Source organism: Amycolatopsis vastitatis (genome assembly GCF_002234595.1).
GTDB classification, from domain to species: domain Bacteria; phylum Actinomycetota; class Actinomycetes; order Mycobacteriales; family Pseudonocardiaceae; genus Amycolatopsis; species Amycolatopsis vastitatis.
Window position 1 is genome coordinate 1 of sequence record NZ_NMUL01000033.1, and the last position, 26,098, is coordinate 26,098.

The 26,098-nt window shown below is 72.4% G+C and carries 28 protein-coding genes; 15 read left to right on the forward strand and 13 right to left on the reverse strand.

Annotation, left to right across the window (positions count from 1 at the left end):
• A partial coding sequence (locus tag CF165_RS29905) for a winged helix DNA-binding domain-containing protein (RefSeq protein WP_143268696.1) occupies positions 1–1,080 on the reverse strand: 1,080 nt, incomplete at its 3' end.
• Complete coding sequence (locus CF165_RS29910; protein WP_439098525.1) at positions 1,077–2,204, reverse strand: epoxide hydrolase family protein; 1,128 nt, start codon at positions 2,202–2,204, stop codon at positions 1,077–1,079. The genes CF165_RS29910 and CF165_RS29905, both read right to left, overlap by 4 nt.
• Before the next feature lie 62 nt (positions 2,205–2,266).
• On the opposite strand from CF165_RS29910, the gene CF165_RS29915 reads away from it, so the two are divergent.
• On the forward strand, positions 2,267–3,247 hold the full coding sequence (locus CF165_RS29915; RefSeq protein ID WP_093950940.1) for a helix-turn-helix transcriptional regulator: 981 nt from the start codon (positions 2,267–2,269) through the stop codon (positions 3,245–3,247).
• A 91-nt stretch (positions 3,248–3,338) separates the two neighbouring features.
• On the opposite strand, the gene CF165_RS29920 is transcribed toward CF165_RS29915, so the two are convergent.
• On the reverse strand, positions 3,339–3,818 hold the full coding sequence (locus CF165_RS29920; RefSeq protein WP_093950941.1) for an SRPBCC family protein: 480 nt from the start codon (positions 3,816–3,818) through the stop codon (positions 3,339–3,341).
• A gap of 1 nt (position 3,819) precedes the next feature.
• Complete coding sequence (locus tag CF165_RS29925; RefSeq protein ID WP_093950942.1) at positions 3,820–4,155, reverse strand: ArsR/SmtB family transcription factor; 336 nt, start codon at positions 4,153–4,155, stop codon at positions 3,820–3,822.
• Positions 4,156–4,245: 90 nt separating this feature from the next.
• Between CF165_RS29925 and CF165_RS29930 the strand changes: the two genes are divergently transcribed.
• The 6 genes from CF165_RS29930 to CF165_RS29955 all read left to right on the forward strand — a co-directional run bounded on the left by CF165_RS29930 (position 4,246) and on the right by CF165_RS29955 (position 10,408).
• Positions 4,246–5,478, forward strand: coding sequence for an ROK family protein (locus tag CF165_RS29930; RefSeq protein WP_093950943.1), 1,233 nt, complete (start codon positions 4,246–4,248; stop codon positions 5,476–5,478).
• A gap of 101 nt (positions 5,479–5,579) precedes the next feature.
• Complete coding sequence (locus tag CF165_RS29935) at positions 5,580–6,596, forward strand: ABC transporter substrate-binding protein (protein WP_093950944.1); 1,017 nt, start codon at positions 5,580–5,582, stop codon at positions 6,594–6,596.
• Positions 6,593–7,366 carry an ABC transporter ATP-binding protein gene (locus CF165_RS29940; RefSeq protein ID WP_093950945.1) on the forward strand — a complete coding sequence of 258 codons (774 nt, stop codon included), beginning with the start codon at positions 6,593–6,595 and terminating at the stop codon, positions 7,364–7,366. Before CF165_RS29935 ends, CF165_RS29940 begins: the two co-directional genes overlap by 4 nt.
• Positions 7,363–8,205 carry an ABC transporter permease gene (locus tag CF165_RS29945; RefSeq protein ID WP_093950946.1) on the forward strand — a complete coding sequence of 281 codons (843 nt, stop codon included), beginning with the start codon at positions 7,363–7,365 and terminating at the stop codon, positions 8,203–8,205. Before CF165_RS29940 ends, CF165_RS29945 begins: the two co-directional genes overlap by 4 nt.
• Positions 8,202–9,515: an LLM class flavin-dependent oxidoreductase gene (locus CF165_RS29950; RefSeq protein WP_093950947.1), complete on the forward strand. Its 1,314-nt coding sequence runs from the start codon at positions 8,202–8,204 to the stop codon at positions 9,513–9,515. The genes CF165_RS29945 and CF165_RS29950 overlap by 4 nt, the downstream gene beginning before the upstream one ends.
• A complete protein-coding gene (locus CF165_RS29955) occupies positions 9,512–10,408 on the forward strand; it encodes a TauD/TfdA dioxygenase family protein (RefSeq protein ID WP_093950948.1) in 897 nt (298 codons plus the stop codon). The genes CF165_RS29950 and CF165_RS29955 overlap by 4 nt, the downstream gene beginning before the upstream one ends.
• 77 nt (positions 10,409–10,485) lie before the next feature.
• On the opposite strand, the gene CF165_RS29960 is transcribed toward CF165_RS29955, so the two are convergent.
• Positions 10,486–11,673: an amidohydrolase gene (locus CF165_RS29960; protein ID WP_093950949.1), complete on the reverse strand. Its 1,188-nt coding sequence runs from the start codon at positions 11,671–11,673 to the stop codon at positions 10,486–10,488.
• Positions 11,674–11,753: 80 nt separating this feature from the next.
• Between CF165_RS29960 and CF165_RS29965 the strand changes: the two genes are divergently transcribed.
• Positions 11,754–13,214, forward strand: coding sequence for an aminotransferase class I/II-fold pyridoxal phosphate-dependent enzyme (locus tag CF165_RS29965; protein ID WP_093950950.1), 1,461 nt, complete (start codon positions 11,754–11,756; stop codon positions 13,212–13,214).
• A 79-nt stretch (positions 13,215–13,293) separates the two neighbouring features.
• Here CF165_RS29965 and CF165_RS29970 read toward each other — a convergent pair whose 3' ends face one another.
• Positions 13,294–13,773: a hemerythrin domain-containing protein gene (locus CF165_RS29970; RefSeq protein ID WP_093950951.1), complete on the reverse strand. Its 480-nt coding sequence runs from the start codon at positions 13,771–13,773 to the stop codon at positions 13,294–13,296.
• A 336-nt stretch (positions 13,774–14,109) separates the two neighbouring features.
• Here CF165_RS29970 and CF165_RS29975 point away from each other — a divergent pair, with 336 nt between their 5' ends.
• Positions 14,110–15,207, forward strand: a complete 1,098-nt coding sequence (locus CF165_RS29975) for a carboxylate-amine ligase (protein WP_093950952.1) — start codon at positions 14,110–14,112, stop codon at positions 15,205–15,207.
• Here CF165_RS29975 and CF165_RS29980 read toward each other — a convergent pair.
• The gene (locus tag CF165_RS29980; RefSeq protein WP_093950953.1) at positions 15,204–15,599 is read right to left on the reverse strand and encodes an STAS domain-containing protein; all 396 of its coding nucleotides are present in this window, start codon (positions 15,597–15,599) and stop codon (positions 15,204–15,206) included. The genes CF165_RS29975 and CF165_RS29980 overlap by 4 nt on opposite strands.
• A gap of 172 nt (positions 15,600–15,771) precedes the next feature.
• Between CF165_RS29980 and CF165_RS29985 the strand changes: the two genes are divergently transcribed.
• Positions 15,772–16,905 (forward strand): carboxylate-amine ligase, encoded by a 1,134-nt coding sequence (locus CF165_RS29985; RefSeq protein WP_093950954.1) that lies wholly within the window; start codon positions 15,772–15,774, stop codon positions 16,903–16,905.
• A gap of 9 nt (positions 16,906–16,914) precedes the next feature.
• Complete coding sequence (locus CF165_RS29990; protein WP_093950955.1) at positions 16,915–17,931, forward strand: iron-containing redox enzyme family protein; 1,017 nt, start codon at positions 16,915–16,917, stop codon at positions 17,929–17,931.
• Positions 17,932–17,941: 10 nt separating this feature from the next.
• On the opposite strand, the gene CF165_RS29995 is transcribed toward CF165_RS29990, so the two are convergent.
• Both CF165_RS29995 and CF165_RS30000 read right to left on the reverse strand, forming a co-directional pair.
• A complete protein-coding gene (locus CF165_RS29995) occupies positions 17,942–18,151 on the reverse strand; it encodes a CDGSH iron-sulfur domain-containing protein (RefSeq protein WP_093950956.1) in 210 nt (69 codons plus the stop codon).
• Entirely contained in the window at positions 18,138–18,842 is a 705-nt protein-coding gene (locus tag CF165_RS30000; protein WP_093950957.1) for a methyltransferase, read from the reverse strand. The genes CF165_RS29995 and CF165_RS30000 overlap by 14 nt, the downstream gene beginning before the upstream one ends.
• A gap of 157 nt (positions 18,843–18,999) precedes the next feature.
• On the opposite strand from CF165_RS30000, the gene CF165_RS51800 reads away from it, so the two are divergent.
• The gene (locus tag CF165_RS51800; RefSeq protein ID WP_167441605.1) at positions 19,000–19,164 is read left to right on the forward strand and encodes a hypothetical protein; all 165 of its coding nucleotides are present in this window, start codon (positions 19,000–19,002) and stop codon (positions 19,162–19,164) included.
• Between the two features lie 55 nt (positions 19,165–19,219).
• Here CF165_RS51800 and CF165_RS30005 read toward each other — a convergent pair whose 3' ends face one another.
• Positions 19,220–20,494: an ATP-grasp domain-containing protein gene (locus CF165_RS30005; RefSeq protein ID WP_093950958.1), complete on the reverse strand. Its 1,275-nt coding sequence runs from the start codon at positions 20,492–20,494 to the stop codon at positions 19,220–19,222.
• 83 nt (positions 20,495–20,577) lie between these two features.
• On the opposite strand from CF165_RS30005, the gene CF165_RS30010 reads away from it, so the two are divergent.
• A complete protein-coding gene (locus CF165_RS30010) occupies positions 20,578–22,080 on the forward strand; it encodes an FAD-dependent oxidoreductase (RefSeq protein WP_093950959.1) in 1,503 nt (500 codons plus the stop codon).
• Positions 22,081–22,162: 82 nt separating this feature from the next.
• On the opposite strand, the gene CF165_RS30015 is transcribed toward CF165_RS30010, so the two are convergent.
• Both CF165_RS30015 and CF165_RS30020 read right to left on the reverse strand, forming a co-directional pair.
• Positions 22,163–22,687: a DUF1360 domain-containing protein gene (locus tag CF165_RS30015; RefSeq protein WP_093950960.1), complete on the reverse strand. Its 525-nt coding sequence runs from the start codon at positions 22,685–22,687 to the stop codon at positions 22,163–22,165.
• Complete coding sequence (locus CF165_RS30020) at positions 22,684–23,478, reverse strand: SDR family NAD(P)-dependent oxidoreductase (protein ID WP_093950961.1); 795 nt, start codon at positions 23,476–23,478, stop codon at positions 22,684–22,686. The genes CF165_RS30015 and CF165_RS30020 overlap by 4 nt, the downstream gene beginning before the upstream one ends.
• Before the next feature lie 91 nt (positions 23,479–23,569).
• Between CF165_RS30020 and CF165_RS30025 the strand changes: the two genes are divergently transcribed.
• Positions 23,570–24,583, forward strand: a complete 1,014-nt coding sequence (locus CF165_RS30025) for a DNA topoisomerase IB (protein WP_093950962.1) — start codon at positions 23,570–23,572, stop codon at positions 24,581–24,583.
• 164 nt (positions 24,584–24,747) lie between these two features.
• Positions 24,748–25,083, forward strand: coding sequence for a hypothetical protein (locus CF165_RS30030; RefSeq protein WP_240521856.1), 336 nt, complete (start codon positions 24,748–24,750; stop codon positions 25,081–25,083).
• A gap of 16 nt (positions 25,084–25,099) precedes the next feature.
• Here CF165_RS30030 and CF165_RS30035 read toward each other — a convergent pair whose 3' ends face one another.
• Positions 25,100–25,942 carry a peptidase associated/transthyretin-like domain-containing protein gene (locus tag CF165_RS30035; RefSeq protein WP_093950964.1) on the reverse strand — a complete coding sequence of 281 codons (843 nt, stop codon included), beginning with the start codon at positions 25,940–25,942 and terminating at the stop codon, positions 25,100–25,102.
• Positions 25,943–26,098 lie beyond the last annotated feature (156 nt).

Below are 26,098 nucleotides of genomic sequence, written 5' to 3' on the forward strand. Positions count from 1 at the left end.
TTCTAACCCTCTGTCGCAGCTCACGACGGCCACGGCAGACTGCTCACCTGCGCCGAGGAACTCCAGCAGCCGCTCGCCCTCCCCGGTGATTTCCGCGCGCTCCCGGGCGGTGAGCCGGTCGTGCGCGGTGACCTCCAGTCGGTCGGCGCGCAGCCGCCAGTCCGCGCGGTAGAACCCGTCCACCAGCACCGTTCCCCGCGAGGCGCCGTTGCCCGGCGGCAGCGGGACGCGCCGCCCGGGCGGGAGCACCCGGGCCCGGTCGGCGTGCGAGAGCAGGACGTTGTCGTACTCCGGGAGGAACCGGGCAGGCGCCGGGGTGTCCGGGTCGGGGAGCAAGCCGTCTTCGACGTCGTAAAGCACTTCGCCGGACTCGGCGCGGAATGTCCGCAGCGCCATCGGCTCCACGACCTCCCGCAGCTTCGTCAGCCCCGACCACGCCTGGACATCGGCGACCGACGCCGGGCCGAACGCGCGCAGGTAGCGGCGCACCACGTCCTCGATCGGCGGCTTTTCGGCCAAGGGACGGCCGAGCCAGCCGTCCAGGGTCGTGAGCACGGCCGGGCCGGTCGAGCCCCAGACGCCGCGGGGCGGGAGCTGGGCCGTCGGGACGAAGTAGCCGAACGCGTACGAGAGCGCTTCGGCATCGTGCTCCGGCCAGCGTTCGGCGAACAGATACCGCAGCTGCCGCCGGGTGCGCGGCCGTTCCTCGAGCCACGCACGCCCGGCGGCGGCCACCGCGTCGAGGTCGGCGTCGCCGATCCGGCTGCCGAAGTGCCCGGTGTAGCCGCTCGCGGCGACGCGCTGGATCAGCGGCCGCAGGATCCGCGCGTCCTCGGCCAGGACGAGGTGGACCGTCCCCCGCATCAGCGACCCGCGCACGGCGTCCCGCCCGGTGATCAGTGCGGCCAGTTCCTCCGGGCGGAACCCCGGGATCCGCGTCCACATCCCGACGTAGGGCGCCAGCGGGGCCTGCGCCTGCATGCCGACGAGGTGCCCCAGCAGCGCGGCGGCCGGCTGCGCTGTCCGCTCGAGGAGGTGCTGGCGCGCGAGCAGCGCCCGGTTGAGCGCGCGGACGTTCACGGCCGCAGCCCGCGGAAGAACGCGCGGATGTCGCCCACCAGCAGCCTGGGCTGCTCCATCGCCGCGAAGTGGCCGCCCTCGGCGAACTCCGACCAGTGCGCGATCTTCTTCCCGGGGTCCATGATCCGCCGGACCACCGGCGAGGTGTTGAACACCGCCCAGCCCGCCGGGACGTCCGAAGGTGCCAGCCAGCCGTGTCCGGAATGGGCGGCCTCGTAAAGGAACCGGGCCGCGGTCGCGCCGCTGCGAGTGAACCAGTAGAGACTGACGTTCGTCAGGAGCCGGTCGCGATCGACGCCGTCCGCGCCGGTCCAGGCCTGGAACTTCTCCGCGATCCAGGCCAGCTGCCCGACCGGGGAGTCGGTGAGCGCGGCCCCGATCGTCTCGGGCTTGTGCGACTGCAGGTCGAGGTAACCGCGGCCCGCCCGCCACGCCTCGCGCGCGGCGTCCAATTCGGACTGTTCGGCGTCGGACAGGTTCTCCGGCACCGGCAGCTGCTCGCCGGCCAGCGCGATCGTGCCGCGGTCGCTGTTGACGTGGGTGCCGATGACGCGGTCCGGGTACAGCGCCGCGAGCCGCCCGGTGACGCCCGCGCCGATGTCGCCGCCTTGGGCGGCGAAGCGGTCGTAGCCGAGCCGGGTCATCAGCTCGGCGAACGCGTCCGTCGTCCGGGCCAGCTCCCAGCCGGGGCCGCTCAGCGGCGTCGAGAACCCGAAGCCCGGCAGCGACGGGACGACGACGTGGAACGCGTCCGGGCCCGGCTCGGTCAGCGGGCCGATGACGTCGAGGAACTCGGCGATCGAGCTGGGATAGCCGTGGGTGAGCAGCAGCGGCATCGCGTCGGCCTGGGGCGAGCGGACGTGCAGGAAGTGGATGGCCTGGCCGTCGATCAGGGTCGTGAACTGCGGGAACGCGTTGAGCGCCGCCTCATGGGCTCGCCAGTCGTAGCCGTCGCGCCAGTATTCGGCCAGCTCCCGGACGACGTCCGTGGGGATGCCGCGGGACCAGTCCGGCTCGTCGCCGGGCACGGGTTCGGCGAACCGGGCGTCGGCGAGACGGCGGTGGAGGCCGTCCAGCTCGGCCTGCGGGATCTCGATGCGGAAGGGGTGGATTTCGTTCGTCATGGGAAGCACGCTAGGAGCCATTGCGGAAGACTTCCTTCCGCGATTCGTGCGATCCTCGGAAGATGTTGCAGACCTCCGCTCGCCTCCTCCGGCTGCTGTCGCTGCTCGAGACGCGGCGCGACTGGACCGGCGCCGACCTGGCCGGCCGGCTCGGCGTCACCGCGCGCACCGTCCGCAGCGACATCGGCAAGCTGCGGGAGCTCGGCTACCCGGTCGAAGCCGCCCCCGGCGTCCAGGGCGGCTACCGGCTCGGCGCGGGCGCGCAGCTGCCGCCGTTGCTGCTGGACGACGACGAAGCGGTGGCCGTCGCGGTCGGGCTCCGGACGGCGACGGGCGTCGCCGGCATCGCCGAGACGTCGGTGCGCGCGCTCGCCAAGCTGGAGCAGGTGCTGCCGTCGCGGCTGCGGCACCGGGTGCGGGCGCTGCAGACCGCGACGGTCGCGGTGCCCGGCGCGGGCCCGGCCGTCGACGCGGACGTGCTGACCGCGATCGCGGCGGCGATCCGCGCGAGCGAACGGCTGCGCTTCGACTACACGAGCCACCAGCGCACGCCGAGCCGCCGCGACGTCGAGCCGCACCGGCTGGTCAGCTGGGGATGGCGCTGGTACCTCGTCGCCTGGGACACCGCCCGCGGCGACTGGCGCACCTTCCGCGTCGACCGGATGACGCCGAAGGTGCCGAACGGCCCGCGGTTCGCCCCGCGCGAACCACCCGAGGGCGACGTCGCGCAGTTCGTGCAGCGCAATGTGGGCGCGGCGACGTGGCGGTTCCACGCGAAGGTGCGGCTGCACGCTTCGGCGGAGCGCGTGCGGGCCCGGCTGCCGATCGCGATCGCAGTGACGCCCGAGGGGCCGGACCGGTGCGTCGCCGAGGTCGGGTCCGACAACGCGCCCATGCTCGGGCTGCACCTCGGGCTGCTCGAAGTCGACTTCGAGGTGCTCGACGCCCCGGAACTCGCCGGGGAACTGGCGAAGACCGGCGAGCGGTTCCTGCGCGCGGCCCGCGCGGGAAGCCCGCCGGCTGCCGGGGCTGTTTCACCGTAGGCGGCCCCTCGCCGCCTGCACAGTCATCAAGACGCTCAGGGGTATTGCCGGTTGTACGGCCGAGCTAACGGTCGAATGACGCGACAGCGAACTAACGCAGGGAGTTCGCCAGCTCCTCGATGATCACCATCTGCCCTTGGGCACCGACCTCCATGCCGGATTCGAGGATCGTGTCCCGCAGTTCCCGGCTGCCCGTTTCGGTCAGCAGCTCCAAGCGCGTGCGGTCGCCGTCGAGGGCGGTGAAGCTGACCGTGTTGAGCGGGCCGTCCACGGTGTCGAGGTCCACCCCCGGCATCTCGAACACCTCGGTGTAGACGATCCGCTCGTCCGGGACGATTTCCCGGTACTCGCCGTGGAAGCCGACCTCCGCACCCTCTGCGGTCTTCAGCACGTACCGCCAGCGCCCGCCGGGCCGCAGGTCCATCGCGACCTCGGTGGTGGTCCCGCGGTGGCCGCTCCACCAGCGCTTCACCAGCTCCGGCGTGGTCCACACGCGGTAGACCAGGTGTTTCGGCGCGTCGAACTCGCGCGTGATGAGGATCCGGTAGTCGCCCGGGGTGGTGATCTCCACGTCACTGCTCCTGTTCCTTCAGTTCCTCGAGGACGTCGTCCATGAGGTCGAACCGCTCCGCCCACGTCCGTTCGTACCGCTTGACCCAGTCGTGGATGGGCTTGAGCGCGGGCCCGTTGAGCCGGTAGAGCCGCTGGCGGCCGTCGCCGCGGACGTCGACCGCGCCGACCTCCCGCAGCACCCGCAGGTGCTTCGACACCTGCGGCTGGGCCAGGCCGAGCAGGTCCACGAGGTCGCCGACCGACCGCTCACCGCCCATGAGGAGGTCGAGGATCTGCCGCCGCCGGGGTTCGGCGACCGCGTTGAACGTGTCCGCCGTCGTCGCTGCTCGTGCCACGGGCTCATCATATTCCCATATGGGTATGCGTCAAGTCCCCACATCGTGGGCACGCTGGGCGCGCGCCGCCGCGTCTGCCACGATCGGGCCATGCCCTCCCCGGTGGACGGTCCACAGAGGACGGACGCGCGCGGCGTCCGGCGCAGTGCGAGCGCGAGCGCGGTCCTGCGGGCGGTCCTCGACGCAGGACCGATCGCGCGCAGCACGATCGCGCGGCGGACGGGGCTGTCCGCGGCCGCGGTCACCGGGCACACCGCCGAGCTGGCCCGGCTCGGGCTCTTGCACGAACTCGTCGAGCCCGAGCCGCGCGGCCGCGTCGGGCGGCCGCACGTGCCGGTCGACCTCGACACCGGGCGGCACGTCGCCGGCGCGCTGCACCTGGCCGTGCACCACGCCACCGTCGCCCTGCTCGACCTGCGCGGGAACGTCCTGGTGCAGCACGAAGAGCCACACGACGGCCTGGCGGCCGAAGACCTGCTCGCCCGCGCCGCCGAGATCCTCGACGACCTCCTGCTCGGGCACGCGCCGGACCGCGAGCCGCTCGGCCTCGGGGTCGCCGCCGGCGGCTGGGTGGACCGCGAGTCCGGCACCGTGGTCGAGCACCCACCACTGGGCTGGCGGAACGTGCCGGTGCGCGACCTGCTGGCGGAAAGCACCGGCCTCCCCGTGGAGGTCGACGGGCACGCGCGGGCGCTGGTCCACGCCGAACGGCTCTTCGGGCACCCGCGGGCGCGCGAGAGCATCGTGCAGCTGTTCACCGGCAACGTCGTCGACGCCGCGTTCGCCACCGGGGCGGGAGTGCACCACGGCCCGCGGTCGGCCGCAGGCGTCGTCGCGCACCTCCCCGTCGACGACAGCACCGAGCCGTGCCGCTGCGGACGGACCGGCTGCCTCGAAGCGACCGTTTCCGAAGCGACCCTCGCGCGGCGGGCCGCGGAAAGCGGGATCGTCGCGCGTCCGGACTTTCCGGAATTGCTCGCGCTCGCCGCGTCGGGCGATTCCGCGGCGGTGCGGTTGTTCCACGAGCGCGCGCGGATCGTCGGCCAGGCGGCCGCTCTGCTGCTCGACGTGCTGAACCCGGCGGTGCTCGTGGTGGTCGACCGGAGTGTAGCCCGGGTGCCCGGGTGCCTTTCCACCATCCGGGACGAGGTCCGGCGGCGATCACGCTGCCCCGACCCGGTGGAAACCGTTGCCGCCACGAGCTTCCCGGGCACCGAGCTGGCGACGGCCGGTGGCGCGGTGCTCCTCGACGTGCTCTACGAAGACCCGCTCGGTCCGCTCCTGACCCGGTGGGCGCGCGCATCGTCGACCGGCAGAGCGTGAACCAACACAGTTATTTCACGAACTCGCAAAATTGACCGTCCGCTCGGCGGCCCCGAAGAATCGGGGCAACCCCGCCGACTCCCGGAACGGACGAAACCACCGTGAAGAAAATCCTGCCCCTGTTCGCCGCCGCCGTGCTGCTGGCCGGCTGCGCTTCGGCGACGGCCACCGGTGCGCCCGGGCAACCGGAGAAGCTGGAACTGCGCTACCAGGGCAGCGCGAACTCCGTGACCCTGCCCGAACTCGCCGAGGACCTGGGCTACTTCGGCCCGGTCAAGCTGAAGTGGGTCGGCAACACGATCAGCGGCCCGCAGGACATCCAGTCCGCGGCCACCGACCAGACCGACTTCGGCGGCGCCTTCACCGGCGCGGTCGTCAAGCTCGTCGAAGCCGGCGCGCCCGTCAAGGCCGTCGTCAACTACTACGGCTCCGACGAGAAGGCCTTCATCGGCTTCTACACCAAACAGGACAGTCCGATCCGGACCGCCCGCGACCTGATCGGCAAGAAGGTCGGCGTCAACACCGCCGGGGCGAACCTCGAGGCCGCGCTCGACACGTGGCTGAAGGGCCAGGGCCTGTCCGGCGACGAGATCAAGCAGGTGCAGCTCGTCGTGATCCCGCCGGTGAACGCGGAGCAGGCCCTGCGCAACGGTCAGCTCGACGTCGCCGCGCTGCAGGGGATCCTGCAGGACCACGCCCTGGCGGCCGGCGGCGTCCGGCCACTGTTCAGCGACGTCGGCGCGTTCGGCCCCTACAACGGCGGCCCGTACGTGCTGCGCACCGACTTCATCAAGAAGTACCCGGAGACGACGAAGATCTTCGTCTCCGGGGTGGCCAGGGCCATCGAGTGGGAGCGCACGACCCCGCGCGACGAGGTGATCGCCCGCTTCACCCAGATCATCCAGGCCCGCGGCCGCAACGAGAGCACGGACACGCTGAAGTACTGGAAGAGCGTCGGCATCACCCGCGGCGGCCTGATCTCGGACAAGGACTACACGCTCTGGGAGCCGTGGCTGAAGGAGCAGGGCTACCTCAAGGGCGACGAGATCGACACCTCGAAGCTCTACACCAACGAGTTCAACCCCTACCGCGACGGTGCCCCGGCGGTGACGAAGTGATCGCCATCCGCTCGGTGACCAAGACCTTCGGCGAGCTCACCGCGCTCGACGACGTCTCCCTCGACATCGCCGACGGCACGTTCCTGTCGCTGGTCGGGCCGAGCGGCTCGGGCAAGTCGACGCTGCTCGACCTGCTCGGCGGGCTCGCCACCCCGACGTCCGGCGAGGTGCTCATCGACGGCGAGCCGGTGCGCGGCCCCGGCCTCGACCGCGGGGTCGTATTCCAGCAGTACGCGCTGTTCCCGTGGCGCACCGCCCGCGCGAACGTCGAGTTCGGCCTCGAGGGCGGCTCGCTCGGCAAGCGGCAGCGGGCGGAGCGGGCGCGCGAATACCTCGCCCTGGTCGGGCTTTCCGGCTTCGAGGACCGCTACCCGCACGAGCTGTCGGGCGGGATGAAGCAGCGCGTAGCGATCGCCCGCAGCCTCGTCTACGACCCGGCGGTGCTGCTGATGGACGAGCCGTTCGCCGCCCTCGACGCCCAGACCCGCGAGCAGCTGCAGGAGGAGCTGCTGCGGATCTGGCGCCGCACCGGCAAGACGATCGTGTTCATCACCCACGGCATCGACGAGGCCGTCTACCTCGGGCAGCGGGTCGCGGTGCTGACGTCGCGGCCCGGGCGGCTCAAGGCCGTCGTCGACGTGGACCTCGGCGACCGCGACGGCGACGTCCGCTCCGGCGCGGCGTTCGGGCGGCAGCGCCACCGGCTCTGGGAACTGCTGCACGACGAGGTCCGCAAGGCGGCCGAACACGAACGGAGTGCGGTCCGATGACCACCACCCTCGAAGCGCCCGCTGTCCACATCGGACCCGCACCCGTGCGGCGGAAGCCGCGGCGCTGGCGCACGAGACTCGCCCGTGCGGTCCACGGGTCGGCCGCCGTCGTGCTGTTCGCAGCGCTGTGGGAGCTGGTCCCCCGGTTCGTCCTCGACGAGAGCACGCGGACGTTCCTGCCACCGCTGTCGGAAGACCTGCGGGCCCTGTGGGGTCTCGTGGCCGACGGCGAGCTCGCCGAGCACCTGCTGGCCAGCATCGGCCGGTCGGCCGCCGGGTTCGCGCTCGCCGTCGCCGCCGGGGTCCCGCTCGGGCTGCTGATCGGCTGGTACCGGCCGGTGGCGCGGTTCCTGCAGCCGCTTCTGGAGCTGGCCCGCAACACCGCCGCGCTGGCCCTGCTGCCGGTGTTCACGCTGCTGCTGGGCATCGGCGAACTGTCGAAGATCAGCCTGGTGGTCTACGCGTGCGTGTGGCCGGTGCTGCTCAACACGATCGCCGGTGTGCACTCGGTCGACCCGCTGCTGGTCAAGGCCGCGCGGTCACTCGCGCTGTCGAGCCCGCGGCTGTTCCGGAAGGTGATCCTGCCGGCGGCCGTGCCGACGGTGTTCACCGGCATCCGGCTGGCGGCGTCGTACTCGATCCTGGTGCTGGTCGCGGCGGAGATGGTCGGCGCGAAGGCCGGGCTCGGCTACCTGATCAACACCACCCAGGTCAACTTCCTCATTCCCCAGATGTACGCCGGGATCATCGCGGTCTCGATCCTCGGCGTGCTCGTCAACCAGGGCTTCGTGGCCCTCGAACGCCGGTTCTCGACCTGGCGCCCCAAGGAGAAAGCATGATGCACCTCAACGCCTTCGTGATGCCGAACGGGCACCACGAGGCCGCCTGGCGGCACCCGTCGACCGACCCGCACCGGGCCCGGACGCTGCAGCACTACGTGGACATCGCGCGGACCGCCGAGCGCGGCAAGCTCGACTCGATCTTCCTCGCCGACGGCGTCGCGCTGTGGAGCAACGTCAAGCACAACTCCCACAGCCACTTCGAACCGCTGACGCTGCTGTCGGCGATCGCCGCGTCCACGGTCCACATCGGACTGATCGCGACCGCGTCGACGACCTACAACGAGCCCTACCACCTGGCGCGGAAGTTCGCGTCGCTCGACCACCTCTCCGGCGGGCGCGCGGGCTGGAACATCGTCACTTCGGCGGGCATCGACGAGGCCCGGAACTTCAACCTGGCCAAGCGCCCCTCCCACGACGCGCGGTACGACCGGGCCGAGGAGTTCGTCGAGGTCGTCAAGAAGCTGTGGGACAGCTGGGACGACGACGCCGCGGTCGTCGACCGGGCGAGCGGCGTCTACGCCGACACCGATCGGATCCGCGCGATCGCCCACGACGGGCCCCACTTCCAGGTCCGCGGGCCGCTGAACGTCGAACGCCCGCCCCAGGGGCACCCGCTGCTCGTCCAGGCCGGCTCGTCGGAGACCGGCAAGGAGTACGCGGCCCGGCACGCCGAAGCCGTGTTCACCGCCCAGCAGACCTTGGCCGAGGGCAAGGCGTTCTACGACGACGTCAAGGGCAGGCTCGCCCGGTACGGCCGGACGCCGGACGAGCTCAAGATCCTGCCCGGGATCTCGCCGATCCTCGGCCGCACCGAAGCGGAGGCGCGCGAGCGCGAGGCCGAGCTGAACGCGCTGATCACCCCGGACTACGGGCTGCGGCAGCTGTCCAAGATGCTCGACCACGACGTCACCGGCTACCCGCTGGACGGCCCGCTGCCCGACGTCGGCAGCTTCACCGAAGGCGGCCAAAGCCGGTTCGAGCTGGTCGTCGGCCTGGCCCGGCGCGAGGACCTGACCATCCGGCAGCTCCTGGAGCGGCTGGCCGGCGGGCGCGGGCACCGCGTCTTCGCCGGCACCCCGGTCCAGGTCGCCGACGAGCTGGAGGCGTGGTTCCGCGGCGGCGCCGCCGACGGCTTCAACGTCATGCCACCCACCCTGCCCGGCGGGCTCGACGACTTCGTCGACCTCGTCGTCCCGGAACTGCGGCGGCGCGGGCTGTTCCGCACCGAGTACTCCGGCACCACCCTGCGCGAGCACTACGGCCTCGCGCGACCCGTCAACCGCAACCGAGTGAAGGAGCCCGCATGACCACCATCGGCACCGACGTCCGCAAGCTGACCGGGGGGATCGGCGCCGAGATCGTCGGCTTCGACCCCGCCGGCGACCTCGACAGCACGCAGGTGGCCTTCCTGGCCGACGCCCTGCACGAGCACAAGGCGCTCGTGTTCCGCAACGTCGACCTCGACGACGAAGGCCAGCAGCGGTTCGCCGCGCGCTTCGGCGAGCTGACCAAGGCCCACCCGACGGTGCCCGCCGTCGACGGCGCTCCGGCGATCCTGCCGGTGGACAGCGAGCGCGGGCGGGCCAACCACTGGCACACCGACGTCACGTTCGTCCTCAACCCGCCGAAGGCCAGCACGCTGCGCAGCCTCGTGGTGCCGCCCTACGGCGGGGAGACGCTGATCGCGAACACCGCGGCGGCCTACCGCGACCTGCCGGCGCCGCTGCGCGCGTTCGCCGACACGCTGCGGGCGGTGCACACCAACGACTACGACTACGTCCAGCCGCCGGAGACGGTGGACGAGCAGGAGCGGGCGCGGCGGGAGCAGTTCGTCTCGCGGAAGTACCGGACCGTGCACCCGGTGGTGCGGGTGCACCCGGTGACCGGCGAGCGCGGCCTGTTCATCGGCGGGTTCGCCCAGCGGATCGAGGGCCTGTCGGTGACGGAGTCGCGCGATCTGCTGCGGCTGCTGCAGTCCTACGTCACACGGCCGGAGAACGTCGTGCGCGTGACATGGGAGCCGAACCAGCTGGTGCTGTTCGACAACCGGATCACCCAGCACTACGCGATCGACAACTACGACGGCCTGCCGCGGCGGCTCAACCGCGTCACGGTCGCCGGGGACGTGCCCGCGGGGATCGACGGGCGGCCCAGCGAGTCGCTCGAGGGTGACGCCTCGCACTACACCTCCGTCGCCTAGCCGCGGTCGGACGACATGAATGACTCATTCCTGTCGCCGGACGACAGGAATGAGTCATTCATGTCGTCCGCGGCCGGTCACCGCCCGTTCCGCGCCAGGTCCCGGAAGCAGTCCCACGCCCGGCTGACCAGCGCCGGGTGCGTCCGCAGGTCGATCGCCGTGCGGGCCAGCGCCGCCGCCGACGCCAGCATCGCCGCCCGTCCCCGCGGGCTCGCCGCCGCGGCCGCGAACTCCGGCGTGTGGTCCGACTTCTCCTCCGCCGTGATCCCGACGAACGGGTGGATGGCCGGCACGCGGACGCTGACGTCGCCGATGTCCGACGACCCCAGGAACACGCCGGGCGCCGGCGGGGTCGCGTGGACGCCCCACGCCGCCAGGTGCTCGGTGAACCGCTCCGACAGCACCGGGTTGTCGCGGAAGTGCGCGTAACCGCGCCCGAGGCGTTCGACGTCCACCTTCGCGCCGGTCGCCAGCGCGGCGCCCTCGGCGCAGGTCGCGACGTCCTCGGCCAGCCGGTCCAGCGCGTCGGTGGTCTGCGCGCGGAGGCCGAACCGGCCTTCGGCGCGGTCGGGCACGATGTTCGTCGCCTCGCCGCCGTGGGTGATGATGCCCTGGACGTGGGAGCCCGCGGGCAGCCGCTGGCGCAGGGCGGAGATCGCGCCGAACGCCTGGATCAGCGCGGCGAGGGCGTCGATGCCGTGCTCGGGGTCGCCGGTCGGGTGGGCGGCGCGGCCGTGGAAGGTCACCTTCAGCTCCACCTGCGCGGTCAGCGGCGCCCACGACCAGGAGTGGACGCCGGGGTGGATCATCAGGGCCGCGTCGACGTCGTCGAAGACGCCGGCCTCGGCCATGGCGACCTTGCCGCCGCCGCGTTCCTCGGCGGGTGTGCCCACCGCGAGCAGCGAACCCGGGGCGTCCCCCAGCACGTCCTTGGCGGCCAGCGCGGCACCGAGCCCGGCCGCGGCGATCAGGTTGTGCCCGCAGGCGTGCCCGAGGCCGGGCAGCGCGTCGTATTCCAGGAGCAGCGCGACGCACGGCCGCCCTTGGCCGGCCCGCGCGACGAACGCGGTCGGCAGTCCCGCGATCCCGGTCTCCACCTCGAACCCGTCCGCGGCCAGCTCGCGCGTGAGCCCGTCGGCGGCAGCGTGCTCCTCATAGGACAGTTCCGGTCGTTCGTGCAGTGCGGTGGCGACGGCCCACAGCCGCTCGTCCAGGTGCTCGATCCGCTCGTCCGCCCGCTCGTGCAGCTCCTCGTGCCACTCCATGCCCTCCGGGATACCCGCACGAGGTACCGTCACACAACCGGGGGCGTTTCGCGCGGCCCGGCTCCGGCTACCCCGGCCGAATGGACCACAGCAAGGCACCAGTGCTGGAGGCGCTGCGCGACTACCACAGCGCCGGCTACGTTCCCTTCAACGCGCCCGGCCACAAACAGGGCCGCGGCATCGATCCGCGAGTGCTGGAGGTCGTGGGCGCCGACGTGTTCCGCTCCGACGTCATCGCGCTCAACGGCCTCGACGACCGGCTGATGCGTCAGGGCGTGCTCGCCGAAGCCCAGGCGCTGATGGCCGACGCGGTCGGCGCCGACCACACCTTCTTCTCGACGTGCGGCAGCTCGCTTTCGGTCAAGAGCGCGATGCTCGCCGTCGCCGGCCCGCACGAAAAGCTGCTGGTGCCGCGGCACGTCCACAAGTCGGTGATCTCGGGGCTGATCGTCAGCGGCGTCCGGCCGGTGTGGGTGCGCCCGCACTGGGACGCCGGACGGCACTTGAGTCACCCGCCGGGCGTGCGGGAGTTCGCGGAGGCCTACGAGCGCGATCCCGACGTCAAGGGTGCCCTCGTGGTGACCCCGACGGACTACGGCACGTGCGGTGACCTGCGCGCGATCGCCGACTGGTGCCACGAACGCGGGCTCCCGCTGATCGTCGACGAGGCGTGGGGCGCGCACCTGCCCTTCCACGACGCCCTGCCGCCGTGGGGCATGGACGCGGGTGCCGACCTGTGCGTCACGAGCGTGCACAAGATGGGTGCCGCGGTCGAGCAGAGTTCGGTCTTCCACCTGCGGGGCGACCGCGTCGACCCGGACGTGCTGAAGGCGCGCGAGGACCTGCTCGGCACGACCAGCCCCAGCTCGCTGGTCTACGCGGCCCTCGACGGCTGGCGCCGTCAGATGGCCGAGCAGGGCAAGGAGTTGCTGGACGGCGCGTTGACGCTGGTGAAGTCGGTCCGCGGCCGGCTGGCCGAGGAGGGCCTGACCGTGCTGCACGACGAGTTCCTCGGCCCGGACCTGGCCGACTCTCTCGACCCGCTGAAGGTCGTGCTCGACCTCGACCCGCTGGGCATCAGCGGCTACCAGGCGGCCGACTGGCTGCGCGAGCACCAGCGCGTCACCGTCGGCCTGTCCGACCACCGCCGGATCGTGGCCCAGTTCAACCATTCGGACGACGACGAAACGTCGGGCACGCTCGTCGACGCGCTCCGCGCGCTGGTCAAGGCCGCGCCTTCGTTCGAGAAGCCGCCGAAGGTGGACCTGCCGTCGCCGCGGGAGATGGAACTGGAGACGGCGATGCTGCCGCGTGACGCCTTCTTCGGCCCGGCCGAGCAGGTGCCCGCCGAGCAGGCCGCGGGCCGGATCGCGGCGGAGATGATCACGCCTTACCCGCCGGGCGCGCCCGGCGTGCTGCCCGGCGAGGTGCTCACCCAGCCGATGCTCGACTACCTGCGCAGCGGGCTGGGCGCGGGCATGCAGCTGCCCGACCCCGCCGACTCGAAGCTCGAGTCGATCCGCGTCGTCGCGAAGCAGTGAGCGTCCGGACGTAATGAATGACTCATTCCTGTCACCGGACGACAGGAATGAGTCATTCACTACACCGTAGGCCCCTGACTCAGGCTTTCGCGCTCTTGAGGTCCAAGGGGTTCTTCGGGGCTTTCGGGCGCGCGTCGATCATCCGCTGCCCCAGCTCCTGCAGCTGCTTGCGGCCCATCGCCGAGCGGACCTGGGGGAACCACTCGTCTTCTTCCTCTTCGACGTGGTGGCGGACGTTCTCGGTGAGCACCGTGACCTTCGCGTCGAAGGTCTCTTCCTTCGCGTCCATGCCGACCAGCTCCGAAAGCATCCACACGACGACGTGGTGCTCCTCGACGCTTTCCAGGATGTGGTCCTTCGTCTCCGGCACAGCTCCCCGCGCGGCCGGGTAGAAAATCTCTTCCTCGATGTAGGCGTGGACGGTCAGCTCTTCGATGATCGAGTCGGCGATCCGGCGCTTCTCGTCGTAGGCGTCCTCCCCCGCCTTTTCGAATTGCTTGAAGAGCTTCTCCACGGTCTTGTGGTCGTTCTTGAGCAGCACGATCGCGTCGGTCGACATCGGTGTCCTCACGGTGTGGCCAGGTCCCGCAGGGCGACCTGGGAGTTCTCCAGTTCCTTCGTCATCAGCAAGGCCACGGTCCCGGCCTGCGCCGGCACCCGGCCGACCTCCCCCACCGAGTCCCCCGTGGCGGCGAGCGCCTCGCCGCCAGCGTCGGGGATGAGGCGGCACTCGGGTTCATGACCGGCCGGATACCCGCTCCTCGCCGGGGAAAACGCGTTTGCCCCAGTCCACTTCCGGGTACCCAGGCGGTCCCCGACGGCGCCATCCGGGGCCGCGCCCCGAACCGGGGCTCCGCCACCCGGACCCCGAAACGACCTCCAGGAGAGCCCACCGGTGAACGAACCAAGCGGCGACGTGCTGACCTTCGGCGTCGAAGAGGAGTTCTTCGTCGTCGACCGCCGCGGTCACCTGTCCCAGACCGGCGACGACGTCGTCGACGCCGCGGAGGCGGCCGGCGACGACCAGGGCGAGCTGCAGCACGAACTGACGCGGTCGCAGGCCGAGGCCGCCACCGACGTCTGCCGGACCCACGCCGAAGCCCTGCGCCAGCTGCGCGGGCTGCGCGGCGACCTGGCCGAGGCGGCGCGGCGGCGCGGGTGCCGCCTGCTGCCCGCCGCGTCCCCCGTGCTGTTCGAAGCGGACCCGCCGAGCATCACGCCGAACCCGCGCTACGAGCGGATGGCCGAGCACTTCGGCGCCACCGCGCGGACTTCGCACACCTGCGGCTGCCACGTCCACGTCGCGATCCCCGACAAGGAGACCGGCATCCGGGTGCTCGGCTGGATCCGGCCGTGGCTGCCCGCCCTCCTGACGGTGACCGCGAACTCGGCGGTCTCCGACGGCTACGACACCGGTTACAGCAGCTGGCGCTACCAGCAGTGGAGCCGCTGGCCGTCGGCCGGCCCGCCGCCGCGCTTCGCGTCGCTGGACGAGTACGAAAGCATCGTCGACGCGTGGCTGCGCGCGGGCTCCATCCTCGATCGCGGGATGATCTACTGGGACGTCCGGCTGTCGGAGAAGCAGCCGACGCTGGAATTCCGCATCGCCGACGTCGCCGCGGAGCCGGAGGAAGCGGTCCTGCTGGCGGTGCTCGCCCGGGGCCTGGTCGCCACCGCGCTCGACGACGACGCCCCGCCGCCGCACCTGTCGAACGAGGTGCTGCGGGCCCAGCTCTGGCGGGCCTCGCGGGAAGGGGTCATGGGCTGCTGCCCGCACCCGAAGAGCGGCGACCTCGAACCGGCGAAGGCGGTGCTCGACGACCTGGTCGCGCTGACGGCACCCGCGCTGGAAGCGGCCGGGGACCTCGACTTCGCGAGAGAGGGAACGGCGCGGCTGGCCGCCGAGGGCGGGGGCGCCGACCGGCAACGACGTCGGTTCGCGGAGCGGCAGCGCGCGGAAGACGTCGTCGACCTCCTCGCCGGCGACAGCTAACGAAGGAACCCGTCGAGGGCGTCGAGCAGTTCGAGCGCGCGCACCGCCGCGCGAGACCGCCCGGGATCGACGACGAGGTGGACACCGGCGGCTTCGGCGTCCTGGCCGGCGCGCACCAGCGCCCGCAGCCCCGCGGCGCCGAGGAACCCGACTTGTCCCAGGTCGACGCGCAGGACGCCGGGGCACGCGCGGACGTGCTCGGCCAGCGCGGCTTCCAGCAGGGGCGCGGTGCACAGGTCGACGTCCCCGCCGACCTCCACGACGATCGCGTCCGCGCTCTTCCACCGGGTCCGGCTCCGCAGGTCACCGTCCGACGGGGCACGGGGCGCGGGCAGACGGTGGGTGGGCGGCGAATCGGCCGCGGCCACGCGCAACCGCTCGTGAGTCGTCATGGCTGCGAGGTACCCGCGGCGCGCTCTCGGCGAAACAAGCCCGGCGTCCAGGTGCATTTTCGCGGCCCGAGCGGGTACCCCCGGCGAACGCGCCTGCACCATCCGGGCTGCGCCCGGGCCGGGGGCTCCGCCACCCGGAACCCCCGAGAAGACGTGCGGAAGGAGCCCGCCCATGTCCGACGGCCCGCCCACGATGGGTGTCGAAGAGGAGTTCCTCCTCGTGAACCCGCGCACGGGACACGCGTCGCCGTGCGCGGAGCCGGTGCTGGCGCGCTACCGCCACCACGGGCCGCTCCCCCACGGCGCCAAGGTCCACCGTGAACTGCGGCTCACCCAGATCGAGGCCGCCAGCGGCGTCTGCACGACCGCCGACGAGCTCCGGCACCAGCTGACGGCGGCCCGCCGCGTGCTGGCCGGGGCCGCCGCGGCCGAGGACTGCGCGCTCCTGGCCACCGGCACGCCGGTCGGGCCAGGACCGGCCGCCACGCCGTCCGAGGGCACGGGCCGCTACGCCGAAATCGACGCGGCCTACGGCGCGATGGTCGCCGACTACGACGCCTGCGGCTGTCACGTCCACGTCGGGGTCGATGATCCCGACACCGCGGTCGCCGTCGTCAACCACCTGGGACGCCGGCTGCCGACGCTGCTCGCGCTGTCGGCCAACGCGCCGTTCGACCACGGGCGCGACACCGGCTACCACAGCTGGCGGATGGTCCTGCAGTCCCGGTTCCCCGGCTCCGGCGTCGCGCCGTACCTGCGGGGGCACGCCGAATACCGCCGGGCGGTCGAGACGCTGGTCGGCTGCGGCGCGCTCGTGGACCCGGACCAGACGTTCTGGCTGGCCCGTCCGTCCGGCCGGTTCCCGACGGTCGAGTTCCGGATCGCCGACACCGCGCTGACCGTCGACCACGCCGTGCTGCAGGCCCTGCTCAGCCGGGCGCTGGTCCGGCGGGCGCTGGCCGACCTCGACCGCGGCCGGGAAGCGGCGCCGCTGTCCCCGCAGGTCGCCGCGGCGGCGGTGTGGACCGCGGCGCGCCACGGACTCACCGGGCAGCTCGTCGACGCCGGCGAGGAGACCCGGCGCCCCGCGTGGTCGCTGGTCGGCGAACTCCTCGCGCACGTGCGGGAACCCCTGGAGGAAAGCGGTGACCTCGAGGAGGTCGAGACCCTGCTGGCGGCGCTGCGCACCGACGGCACCGGGTCCGTGCAGCAGCGTGCGGTAGCCGGGCGCGGGACGGCGGCCGCGGTGCGGTGGCTCACCGCGCGAACCGTGCCGGCGGGGCATGGAACGCTCCTCACGGGGTAGCCAGGCGCCATGACGACCTCCACCACCCCCGGAGCGGCTCCCTTTGCGGCAGTTTTGCCTGCCGCCCGCGGCCCGCTGTCGGTGTCCGTGCTGGGCACGCTCCTGCGCGAGCACTCGCGGGCGGACCTGGGTTTCGACGGCCTGGCGGACGCCGACCCGCTCGGCGACGACCTCCAGCTGGCCCTGCACCTGTGCTACGAACTGCACTACCAGGGCCTCCCCGGCGTGTCCCCCGACTGGGAATGGGACCCGGAGCTGCTGCGCCTGCGCGGCGCGCTGGAGGCGCGGTTCCTCGCCGCGCTCCGCGAAAACGTGGCGGGCGGCGAAGACGTGGCGGGCGAACTCGACGCCCTGCTGGTCGAGCCGATCGACGCCGAAGGCGTTTCGCACTTCCTGCGCGACCACGGCGACTGGAAGCAGGTGCGGGAGTACTTCGCGCACCGCTCGGTCTACCACCACAAGGAAGCCGACCCGCACGCGTGGGTGATCCCCCGGCTGCGCGGCCGCGCCAAGGCCGCGCTGGTCGCGGTGGAGTTCGACGAGTTCGGCGGCGGCCGCGCGGAGTTCGTGCACGCGCGCCTGTACGCCGACCTGCTGCGCGCGGCGGGGCTGCCGGACGGCTACCTGGAGCTGATCGACCACGTCCCCGGCTCGATGCTGGCCGTGGTCAACATGATGTCGCTGTTCGGCCTGCACCGGTCGCTGCGGGGCGCGCTGTGCGGCCACTTCGCGGCGGCGGAGATCACGACCGCGCCGTCCGCGCAGCGGATGGACCAGGCCCTGCGGCGCCTGGGCGCCCCGGAGGCGTGCCGGTTCTTCTACACCGAGCACATCGAGGCCGACGCGGTCCACGAACAGGTGATGCGCCACGACGTGCTCGGCGACCTGCTCGAGCAGGAGCCCGAACTGGCCGCCGACGTCGTCTTCGGCATCCAGGCGACGGAGTTCCTGGAAGGCCGGTTCGGCACGCAGCTGCTGGCCGGCTGGAAGGCCGGACGCTCCTCGCTGCTCCGGCCCCTCGGCTGACCGTCCCGGCTCAGTCGTCCTGGGTGCGCACCCGTTTGCGGTGGCTGGTGTCGCAGAAGGGAAACCGCTTGCTGCGACGGCACGCGCACACCGCGACGAGGAACCGGTCGGACTTCACGACTTCGCCGTCCGGCGTGCACAGCTCGACCGGTCCTTCCACGAGGACCGGCCCGCCAGGCACGACCGTCACGCGGCGGGGACGGCGCTCATCGGTCGGCACGCAGCACCACCAGCTCCTCCATCCGCTGGCCGGGTTCGATCAGCCCACCCGCTTCGAGGAACTCCGTCCGTCCGGACAGGACCGGGCCGAACGGGATCCGGGCCGTACGAGCCACCGACGTCCGGAGCCCTTGCGCGGCCAAGAGCTGCCGCGACTTGTCCACATCGGACATCACCGACTGCACGAGCAGCAACGTCCCGCCCGCCCGCAGGAGCGTGCCGGCGGCCGAGCACAGCGGGTCCAGGACCGCACGACCGTCCGGGCCGGCGTCCCAGCCCCGGGTGGACCGGACCGTCGGCGCCGGAGACGGCACGTACGGCGGGTTGGCGACCACGACGTCGTACGGGCCTTCCCGCAGTGCTCTGGCGAGGCCGCCCCGGCACGGGCGCACCGCGAGCTGGTGGACGAACGCGTTGAGCCGCGCCGAAACCAGCGCCCGGCGCGAAAGGTCCACCGCCAGCACGGTCCGTGCGCCGCGGCGGGCCAGGGTGAGCGCCTGCGCGCCGGTGCCGGTGCACAGGTCCAGGGCCCGCGCGCCGGCCGGGATGGTCAGGTCGTCGATCGCCGAGGCCAGCAGGGCGGTGTCCTCCTGGGGACGGTAGACGCCGGGCAACCGCAGCAGCCGCGGGACGGACGGCACGGGCCGGGCGGCCAAGGGGCCCGGGCGGACGGGTTCCGCCGACGTGGTCATCTCGGTCTCCTCACCTCGCCGCGGTCCCCGGCGCGATCGCCGGTGGGACAACCGCGTCGGTCCCCGGCTACCCGACGGTGATCGCGGCAAACGCCGCGGTTCAACCGGTCGTGGCGGGGTATCCGGTCCGGAAAGGACCGGCGAAGGAGGCCCCGAAGTGACGTCCGAGGACCGCACACAGCACCCGACCGAGCCCGCCGAGGGCGCCCGCGGCGACGACCCGCACGGCGACACGCCGGAGGCCCAGCGGGAGACCCTGCGCGGCGAGCAGGGCACGTCGGGCGGCGACGAGCACGACGACAGCGACCCGCAGTCGGGCTGAGCCCGAGACGAGAACGGGGGTGGCGTTCGGATGTCCGAACGCCACCCCCGTTCTCCTATGCCTCGTCGAACTCGAACGGCAGCGCGTCGACGCACGCCTGGTACTTCCGCACCATTTCGTCTTCCGTGTGCCCCGCGACGAACAGGTGGGCCAGCTCGAAGCTGTAGCTGTCCTGCTCCGGCAGGTCCGAAAGCCGTTGTCCCGCTTCGGGGATGATCTCGATCTGGGTGCCTTCGACGCGCTCCTGGATCGCCGCGATCTCGGCGGCCGTCGGCACCCGCGTCACGACGCCGTCTTCGAAGCGGCGCAGGTACCACTTCCCGGCGATCTGGTACTTCCCCTCGCGGGGACGGCGCCCGGGGTCCTGGCCGAGGCCGAGGCGCACCATGATCTCGTGGTTGGCGACCCCGTCGACGAACTCGAAGAGCTCGGCGTGCGACTGCGAATGCCGCGGGTTGATCTCCAGCAGGCACACCTGGCCGGACTCGGGGTCGCAGAAGAACTCGATGCTGAAGGTGCCGTTGTCGAAGCCGATCTGCTTCATCACCCGCCCGGCGACGTCACGCATCCGCTGCACCACCTCCTCGCCCAGCTGCGACGGGTACTGGTGGCGCAGGAACGACGAGCTGTCCGGGTAGTTGATCGAGTCGAGCGCGCCGTAGACGACGACCTCGCCCCGGTAGACGTACCCCTCCACGGCGGCCTGGACGCCGTGCAGCGCCGCTTCGGCCAGGCACGCGGCGCCGCCGACGCGGGCGATCTCCGGCGGCAGGTCGACCTGTTCGAGCACGGACCCGAACGGCTCCCCCACGCGGCCGACACCGGCCCGGATCTCGGCGACGGCGTCGGCGAACTCACGCTCGTTCCCGGCCTTGAAGGCGAGTTCCGAGGAGAACGACTTGACCGGCTTGAGCCACATCGGGTAGCCGACGCCCTCGGGCGGGGCGGGCCGCTCGGCGTCGAGGTCGACGATGCCGAAGTCCGGGAGCTCGTCGATCACCTTTCTCTGTTCGAGCCTGCTCCAGTACTTGTGCTCGCACTTCAGCACCGCCTCCAGCGACACGCTGGGCAGGCCGTAGCGGGCGCACAGGATGGGGACCAGCGACGCCGCCGGGAAGTCCCAGTAGCTGACGATCGCGCCGACGTCGCCGTCGAACGCGTCGAGCTGGTGCTGAGCGGTCTTCAGGAGGGCTTCGAAGTCGATTTCGCCGTGCTGCAGCTCTTCGGGGGTCAGCAGGCCGTGGAACGAGTAGCTCCCCGACCAGGGCAGGCGATCCAGGACCCGCTGGTTCTCCTCGTCCAGGCCGATCACGAAGATGTTGGTACTCATGCACAAGGGCTACCCGACCCGCCGAACGGCCGAAACGGGCCGGATGGCCCGTTTGATCGGCCCCTCAGCGGGCATCCGCAGGCATGACAGCCCTGCCCGAACCGCTTTCGCTGTGGGTCGACACCGCTCCCGCCCCGGATCGCACCGGCGTGCCGGTGCCCGGGTCCGCCGACGTCGCGGTGCTCGGCGCGGGCATCGCCGGGCTCACCACCGCGCTGTTGCTCGCCCGCGGCGGCCGGTCGGTCGTCGTGCTGGAGGCCGAACGGGTCGCCGCCGGGGTGTCCGGCCACACCAGCGCCAAGGTCAGCGCCCAGCACGGGGTGAAGTACGCGGACCTGACGTCCCGGCACGGCGCTCCAGCCGCGAAGATCTACGCCGGGACCCAGGCCGCGGCGGCCGAGTGGATCGCCGGCACGGCGGCCGAACTGGGGATCGACTGCGGGTTCACCCGCGCCGACAGCTACGTCTACACCACGCGCGAAAAAACCGTGGACTCCCTCAAGCGGGAGGCCGACGCCGCCGCCGCGGCGGGCCTGCCGGCGTCGTTCACCGACGACGTCTCGCTAGACGTGCCCGCGCTCGGGGCGGTGCGGACCACCGGGCAGGCGCACTTCCACCCGCGCCGGTGGCTGCTCGGCCTGGCCGCCGAGATCGAGCGGGCGGGCGGCACCATCGTCGAACACGCCCGCGCGACCGCGGTGAACGGCCGGACCGTCCGCACCTCGCGGGGCGACGTGGTGGCGGGCGACGTCGTCGTCGCGACCCACTACCCGGTGCTCGACCGCGGCCTGTACTTCGCCCGGCTCGACCCGGTGCGCGATCTCGTCGTCGCGGGCCCGGCCGCCGGGAACACCCCACCGGAAGGCATGTTCCTCGACGCCGACACGCACCATTCCGTGCGCGGGTACACCGAGCGGGGCACGCCGATGGTGATCGCCGGCGGCGAGCACTACCGCGTCGGCGCGCACGTCAACGTCGAACGCCGGTACCGGCGGCTCGCGGACTGGGCGGACGAGCACGCGGGCCTGCACCGGGTCACCCACCGGTGGTCGGCGCACGACATGTCCACTGTGGACAAGCTGCCGTACGTCGGCCGGTACCTGCCGGGCACGAAGGACCTGTGGGTGGCCACCGGGTTCGGCCAGTGGGGCATGACCGGCGGCACCGCGGCCGGTCACGTCCTCGCGTCGCGGATCCTCGGCGAGCCGCACCCGGCCGCGGACCTGTTCGACCCCAACCGCTTCGACCCGCGGTCGGTCCTCGAGGTGGCCCACGACAACCTGACCGTCGCGAAGTACCTGGTCGGCGACCACGTCGCGGCGCTGTGGCGGTCGGAGAAGCTCGACGACCTCCAGCCCGGCGAAGCCGAGGTCGTGCGCGTCGGCGGCGAACTCGTCGCCGCCCACCGCGACGACACCGGGCAGCTGCACACCGTCGGCGCGCACTGCACCCACCTCGGCTGCCTGGTTTCCTTCAACGACGCGGAAAAGACGTGGGACTGCCCGTGTCACGGCTCCCGGTTCGGCGTGGACGGCGAAGTGGTGCAAGGGCCCGCGGTCCGGCCGCTGCGCCGTGGCCCGCACTGACGGCAATGACCGGCCGGCCGGCCGGCCGGAGGGGACGTTCCTCCCCTCTGCAGCGAAGAACGTCCCCTCCGGGCCCGGGCGGCTAACCGGACGCGAGCTTCTTGCCCGCGTCGTAGAGCAGGTGCAGGGCGTCCGCCACGCCCACGGCGGTCAGCACGGTGGCCGCCAGGCGGGCCGGCCGCGGCGCGATCACCAGGCCCGCGGCGAGCCCGGTGCCGATCCAGACGTTCAGGCAGAACGGGCACGAGAGAAGCTCGCCCACCGCGTGTTCGACGTGTCCCTTCCCCGGAACGGACTCGTTCAGCTCGTCGTCGCCCGCCGGTTCTTCGTACCGGGTGAACGGCGCGCGCACCGGGCTGGTGACCGCGTCCTTGGCCAGGAGCCGGCTGGCCTTGAACGTCGCCGCGCCGAGCAGCACCGTGTCGCCGACGCCGAACCGGCGAGGCAGCCGGGCCCCGACGGCGCGGCCCAGCACGGTCAGCCCGCCGACGAAGGCGCAGTACACCCCCATCACCCCGACGTAGCCGGCCAGCGGGCGATCGGCCTCGCCGGCGTAGCCGCGCTGAACCTGCTTCGCCTTCTCGGTGATTTCCTTGACCACGCTCATGCGTCCGCCGTTCCGGGCTTCATCATCTTGCCCTGCTGTTTCGCCTTCGCCTCGTCCGGCAGGACGCGGGAGGCGGCCGATTGGAGCTTGTTCTTCGCCGCACCGGGAACGATCTTGTCCTTCCCGGCCATCAAGGCTTCGTAGCCGGCTTCGGCGATCTCGGCCGGGGAGTCCTTGTCGCCGGCGGCGAGCTTGGTGTCCGTCATGTCGGCGCGGTCGAAGAACTCGGTGTCGACCGGGCCGGGCAGCATCGCGGTCACGGTGACGCCCTTGTCCTTCACCTCGGCGCGCAGGCCCTCGGAGAACGACGTCAGGAACGCCTTCGAGGCGGCGTAGACCGCCTGGTACGGCGCGGGCGAAGTGCCCGCGATCGACGAGGTGAACAGCACCCGGCCGTGGCCGCGGCCGACCATGCCCGGCACGACCCGCTTGGTGAGGTGCACGGCCGAGCGCACGTTCAGGTCGACGACCGTCAGCTGGTCCTCCAGCCGCGTGTCGCCGGCGAACTCGCCGTTGATCCCGACGCCGGCGTTGACCGCCAGTGCTTCCACCGGGCGGTCCGCGAGGTGCCGGACCAGCGCTTCGACGCCGTGCGGGGCGGCGAGGTCGGTCCGGACCGCCTCGACCCGCGCCCCCCACGCGCGGACCTCGTCCGCCGCCGCGGTCAGCTCGGCGTCCTCGGCCGCGAGTACGAGGTCGAAGTCGTGCCGGGCGAACTGCTTCGCCAGCTCGAGCCCGATCCCGCTGGACGCGCCGGTGACTACGGCCAGCGGCTTGGTTGCGGTGGTCATGCGTACTCCTTCCGTGCTTTGGTGGCTGGCTACCCGCCGCGGAAGGGGGCAATCATGGTTTCCCGGTACGCCGGGCGGGTATTTCGCGGCGGTGGGACGCACCAGACTCCGGCGCAGTGACCTGCGCGGCCCCGGCATCCGGCGGATCCGCCGCGGCCGCGGGTTCTCCTATGCCATGCCCGACGGGTCGCCGGTGACCGACACCGAGCTGCTCGAGCGGATCAAAGGCCTGGTCATCCCGCCCGCGTGGCGGAACGTGTGGATCTGCCCGTACCCGAACGGGCACGTCCAGGCGGTCGGGACCGACGACGCCGGGCGGCGCCAGTACCTCTACCACGAGCAGTGGCGCCGCGACCGCGACGAGGAGAAGCACGACCGCGTGCTGCAGATGGCCCGCCGGCTGCCGCAGTGGCGGGCCCAGGTGGAGGCCGACCTCGCCGGCAGCGGCCTGACGAGGAAACGGGTGCTCGCGGCGGCACTGCGGATGCTCGACCGGGGCATCTTCCGCACCGGCGGTGAGGAGTACGCGGAGGAGAACGGCACCCACGGCGTCGCCACGCTGCTGCGCACGCACGCCGCCGTCCGCGGCGACGAATGCCGGTTCTGCTACGTCGCCAAGGGCGGCCTCGACCGGGAGGTGGCGATCCGGGACCCCGAGCTGGCGAAGGTCGTGAAGGCCCTGCTGCGCGGCCGGCCCGGCAGCGACCGGCTGCTCGTCTACCGCGAGGGCGGGACCTGGCACGAGGTGCACGCCGCCGACATCAACGAGCGGTTCAAGGAGCTGGCCGGCCAGGACTGCACGGCCAAGGACATGCGGACCTGGAACGCGACGGTGCTGGCCGCGGCCGCGTTCGCCGCGGCGGACCCGCCGACGTCGGAGACCGCCCGCAAGCGCGCGGAGGCGAAGGTGATGAAGGAGGTCTCGAAGGCGCTCGGCAACACCCCGGCCGTCTGCCGGTCGTCCTATGTGGACCCCCGGCTGGTCGAGGCCTACCGCGGAGAGCGCACGATCGCCCCCGCGCTCAAGCGGGCGGGGCGCCTCGACGGCGACGAAGCGCGGGCGGTGCTCGAAAGGGCCTGCGTACGTCTGCTGAAGGCGTCGTGATTGAAGGTCACCCGGACGGGGAACCCGCGCGGCGCGCAGTGTTGTTCCGAGCGGCAGGGGTCTACGAGCAGGGGTCGAAAGCGGCAGGGGGCACGGTGAGTGAGCGCCAATCCATCCGAACGTGTACTGGCCCGCGGACGCGCTCGTCCGGGACCCTGGGGACGATGAATCCCGACTCCTCCCCCGTGCGCTGGCGCGCGTCGATCGGCCTCGCCGTCGGCGGCGGCCCGGTGTCGAGCATCGTGGAGTCCGACCACGGCAGCGAAGGGTCCGCGCGGGAGTGGATCGAGCACAAGCTGCCCCGCACCCGCTTCCCGGCCTGGATCCCGCCCGCCCGCCGTGCGGACGGCGTCGAGCTGTTCGGCCGGGTGGCCCGCGGCCGGGTCGTCACGGGCCGGCTCCTGCCGACGTGGCAGTCCGACACGGACACGGCGGAATGGCACGCCGACCGGGCCGGGGACCACGTGCAGTGGCGCCGCTGCCCGGCCGGCGAGCGCTGAAGCCGGTCTCTCGCGGCTACACGCCGTCGTGGTCGGGATCGGCGTTCAGGACGATGCAGCCGACGTACCCGTCCTGGGCCTTGGTCACCTTCAGCAGCATGCTCGGCCGATAGATCGAATCACCGTCGTTGAAGGTGTCCCGGCCGGTGCGCTGCGCGTACGGCTGCTTCGCCAGCACCTCGGCGTTCAGCGCTTCGTCGAACATGAGCTGCGTGGTCAGCGTCTTCTCGTTGCCGACGTGCACCATCACGTGGACGTGCACCGTGCGGCCGCGGTACCAGCCCGGCCAGATCGTCGTGAACTCGACGATCCCGCGCTGGTTGGTGACCTGCGCGCCGCGTAGGTACCGCTTGTCGTCGGTGGGCACCAGGTCGGCGCCCCCGCCCGCGGGCGGCGTGCCGGTCGGCGGGGTCCCGGTCGGCGGTTCGCCCGTGGGCGGGGTGCCGCCCCCGCCGGCGGATGCCGCTTCCGCGCCGGAGTACAGGCCGCCCGCGTCGCAGTGCCAGATCTCGACCACCGCGTGCGGGATCGGCTCGCACGTCTCGCTGTCCTGCACCTGCAGCGCCAGCCGCAGCTTCACCCCCTGCTTGTCCTCGCGGATGTCGCTGCGGATCTTGTCGGCGTCGAAGTAGTACGGCCCCTGCGTGGTGGCGGCGGTGAGCGTGCACGTCCGCGCGCCGGCGAACAGGGCGGTCAGGTCCGCGTCGGTGACCGCCTGCAGCGCGACCGTCTCCCCGGTGGTCGTCGTGACGGGGCTCTTCCCCGCGCACGCCGTGACGAGCGCGCCGAGGCCGACCGAGCTCACGCCGGCGAGCAGCCGCCGCCTGCTGACCCGTTGTCCCTCGTGGTCGTTTCCCATGCCTGTCCCTTCGTGGTGGTCGGGTAATGACCGGTTGACTTCCGCCTGACCCGGCCTTGGGCCAGCGTGGCGAGCAGAGCTGTGGCAGGGCTGTGGTGGCGCTGTGCGTCGCCGATCGGTCACCGAAGGCGAGCGGGTACGCTGACCTCGGATACT

Bases quoted from the DNA above. Each gene is read 5' to 3' on its own strand.
- CF165_RS29910 (WP_439098525.1), bottom strand. From the start codon at position 2,204: ATGACGAACGAAATCCACCCCTTCCGCATCGAGATCCCGCAGGCCGAG.
- CF165_RS29915 (WP_093950940.1), top strand. From the start codon at position 2,267: ATGTTGCAGACCTCCGCTCGCCTCCTCCGGCTGCTGTCGCTGCTCGAG.
- CF165_RS29930 (WP_093950943.1), top strand. From the start codon at position 4,246: ATGCCCTCCCCGGTGGACGGTCCACAGAGGACGGACGCGCGCGGCGTC.
- CF165_RS29945 (WP_093950946.1), top strand. From the start codon at position 7,363: ATGACCACCACCCTCGAAGCGCCCGCTGTCCACATCGGACCCGCACCC.
- CF165_RS29950 (WP_093950947.1), top strand. From the start codon at position 8,202: ATGATGCACCTCAACGCCTTCGTGATGCCGAACGGGCACCACGAGGCC.
- CF165_RS29955 (WP_093950948.1), top strand. From the start codon at position 9,512: ATGACCACCATCGGCACCGACGTCCGCAAGCTGACCGGGGGGATCGGC.
- CF165_RS29960 (WP_093950949.1), bottom strand. From the start codon at position 11,673: ATGGAGTGGCACGAGGAGCTGCACGAGCGGGCGGACGAGCGGATCGAG.
- CF165_RS29965 (WP_093950950.1), top strand. From the start codon at position 11,754: ATGGACCACAGCAAGGCACCAGTGCTGGAGGCGCTGCGCGACTACCAC.
- CF165_RS29970 (WP_093950951.1), bottom strand. From the start codon at position 13,773: ATGTCGACCGACGCGATCGTGCTGCTCAAGAACGACCACAAGACCGTG.
- CF165_RS29980 (WP_093950953.1), bottom strand. From the start codon at position 15,599: ATGACGACTCACGAGCGGTTGCGCGTGGCCGCGGCCGATTCGCCGCCC.
- CF165_RS29985 (WP_093950954.1), top strand. From the start codon at position 15,772: ATGTCCGACGGCCCGCCCACGATGGGTGTCGAAGAGGAGTTCCTCCTC.
- CF165_RS29990 (WP_093950955.1), top strand. From the start codon at position 16,915: ATGACGACCTCCACCACCCCCGGAGCGGCTCCCTTTGCGGCAGTTTTG.
- CF165_RS30000 (WP_093950957.1), bottom strand. From the start codon at position 18,842: ATGACCACGTCGGCGGAACCCGTCCGCCCGGGCCCCTTGGCCGCCCGG.
- CF165_RS30005 (WP_093950958.1), bottom strand. From the start codon at position 20,494: ATGAGTACCAACATCTTCGTGATCGGCCTGGACGAGGAGAACCAGCGG.
- CF165_RS30010 (WP_093950959.1), top strand. From the start codon at position 20,578: ATGACAGCCCTGCCCGAACCGCTTTCGCTGTGGGTCGACACCGCTCCC.
- CF165_RS30015 (WP_093950960.1), bottom strand. From the start codon at position 22,687: ATGAGCGTGGTCAAGGAAATCACCGAGAAGGCGAAGCAGGTTCAGCGC.
- CF165_RS30020 (WP_093950961.1), bottom strand. From the start codon at position 23,478: ATGACCACCGCAACCAAGCCGCTGGCCGTAGTCACCGGCGCGTCCAGC.
- CF165_RS30030 (WP_240521856.1), top strand. From the start codon at position 24,748: ATGAATCCCGACTCCTCCCCCGTGCGCTGGCGCGCGTCGATCGGCCTC.
- CF165_RS30035 (WP_093950964.1), bottom strand. From the start codon at position 25,942: ATGGGAAACGACCACGAGGGACAACGGGTCAGCAGGCGGCGGCTGCTC.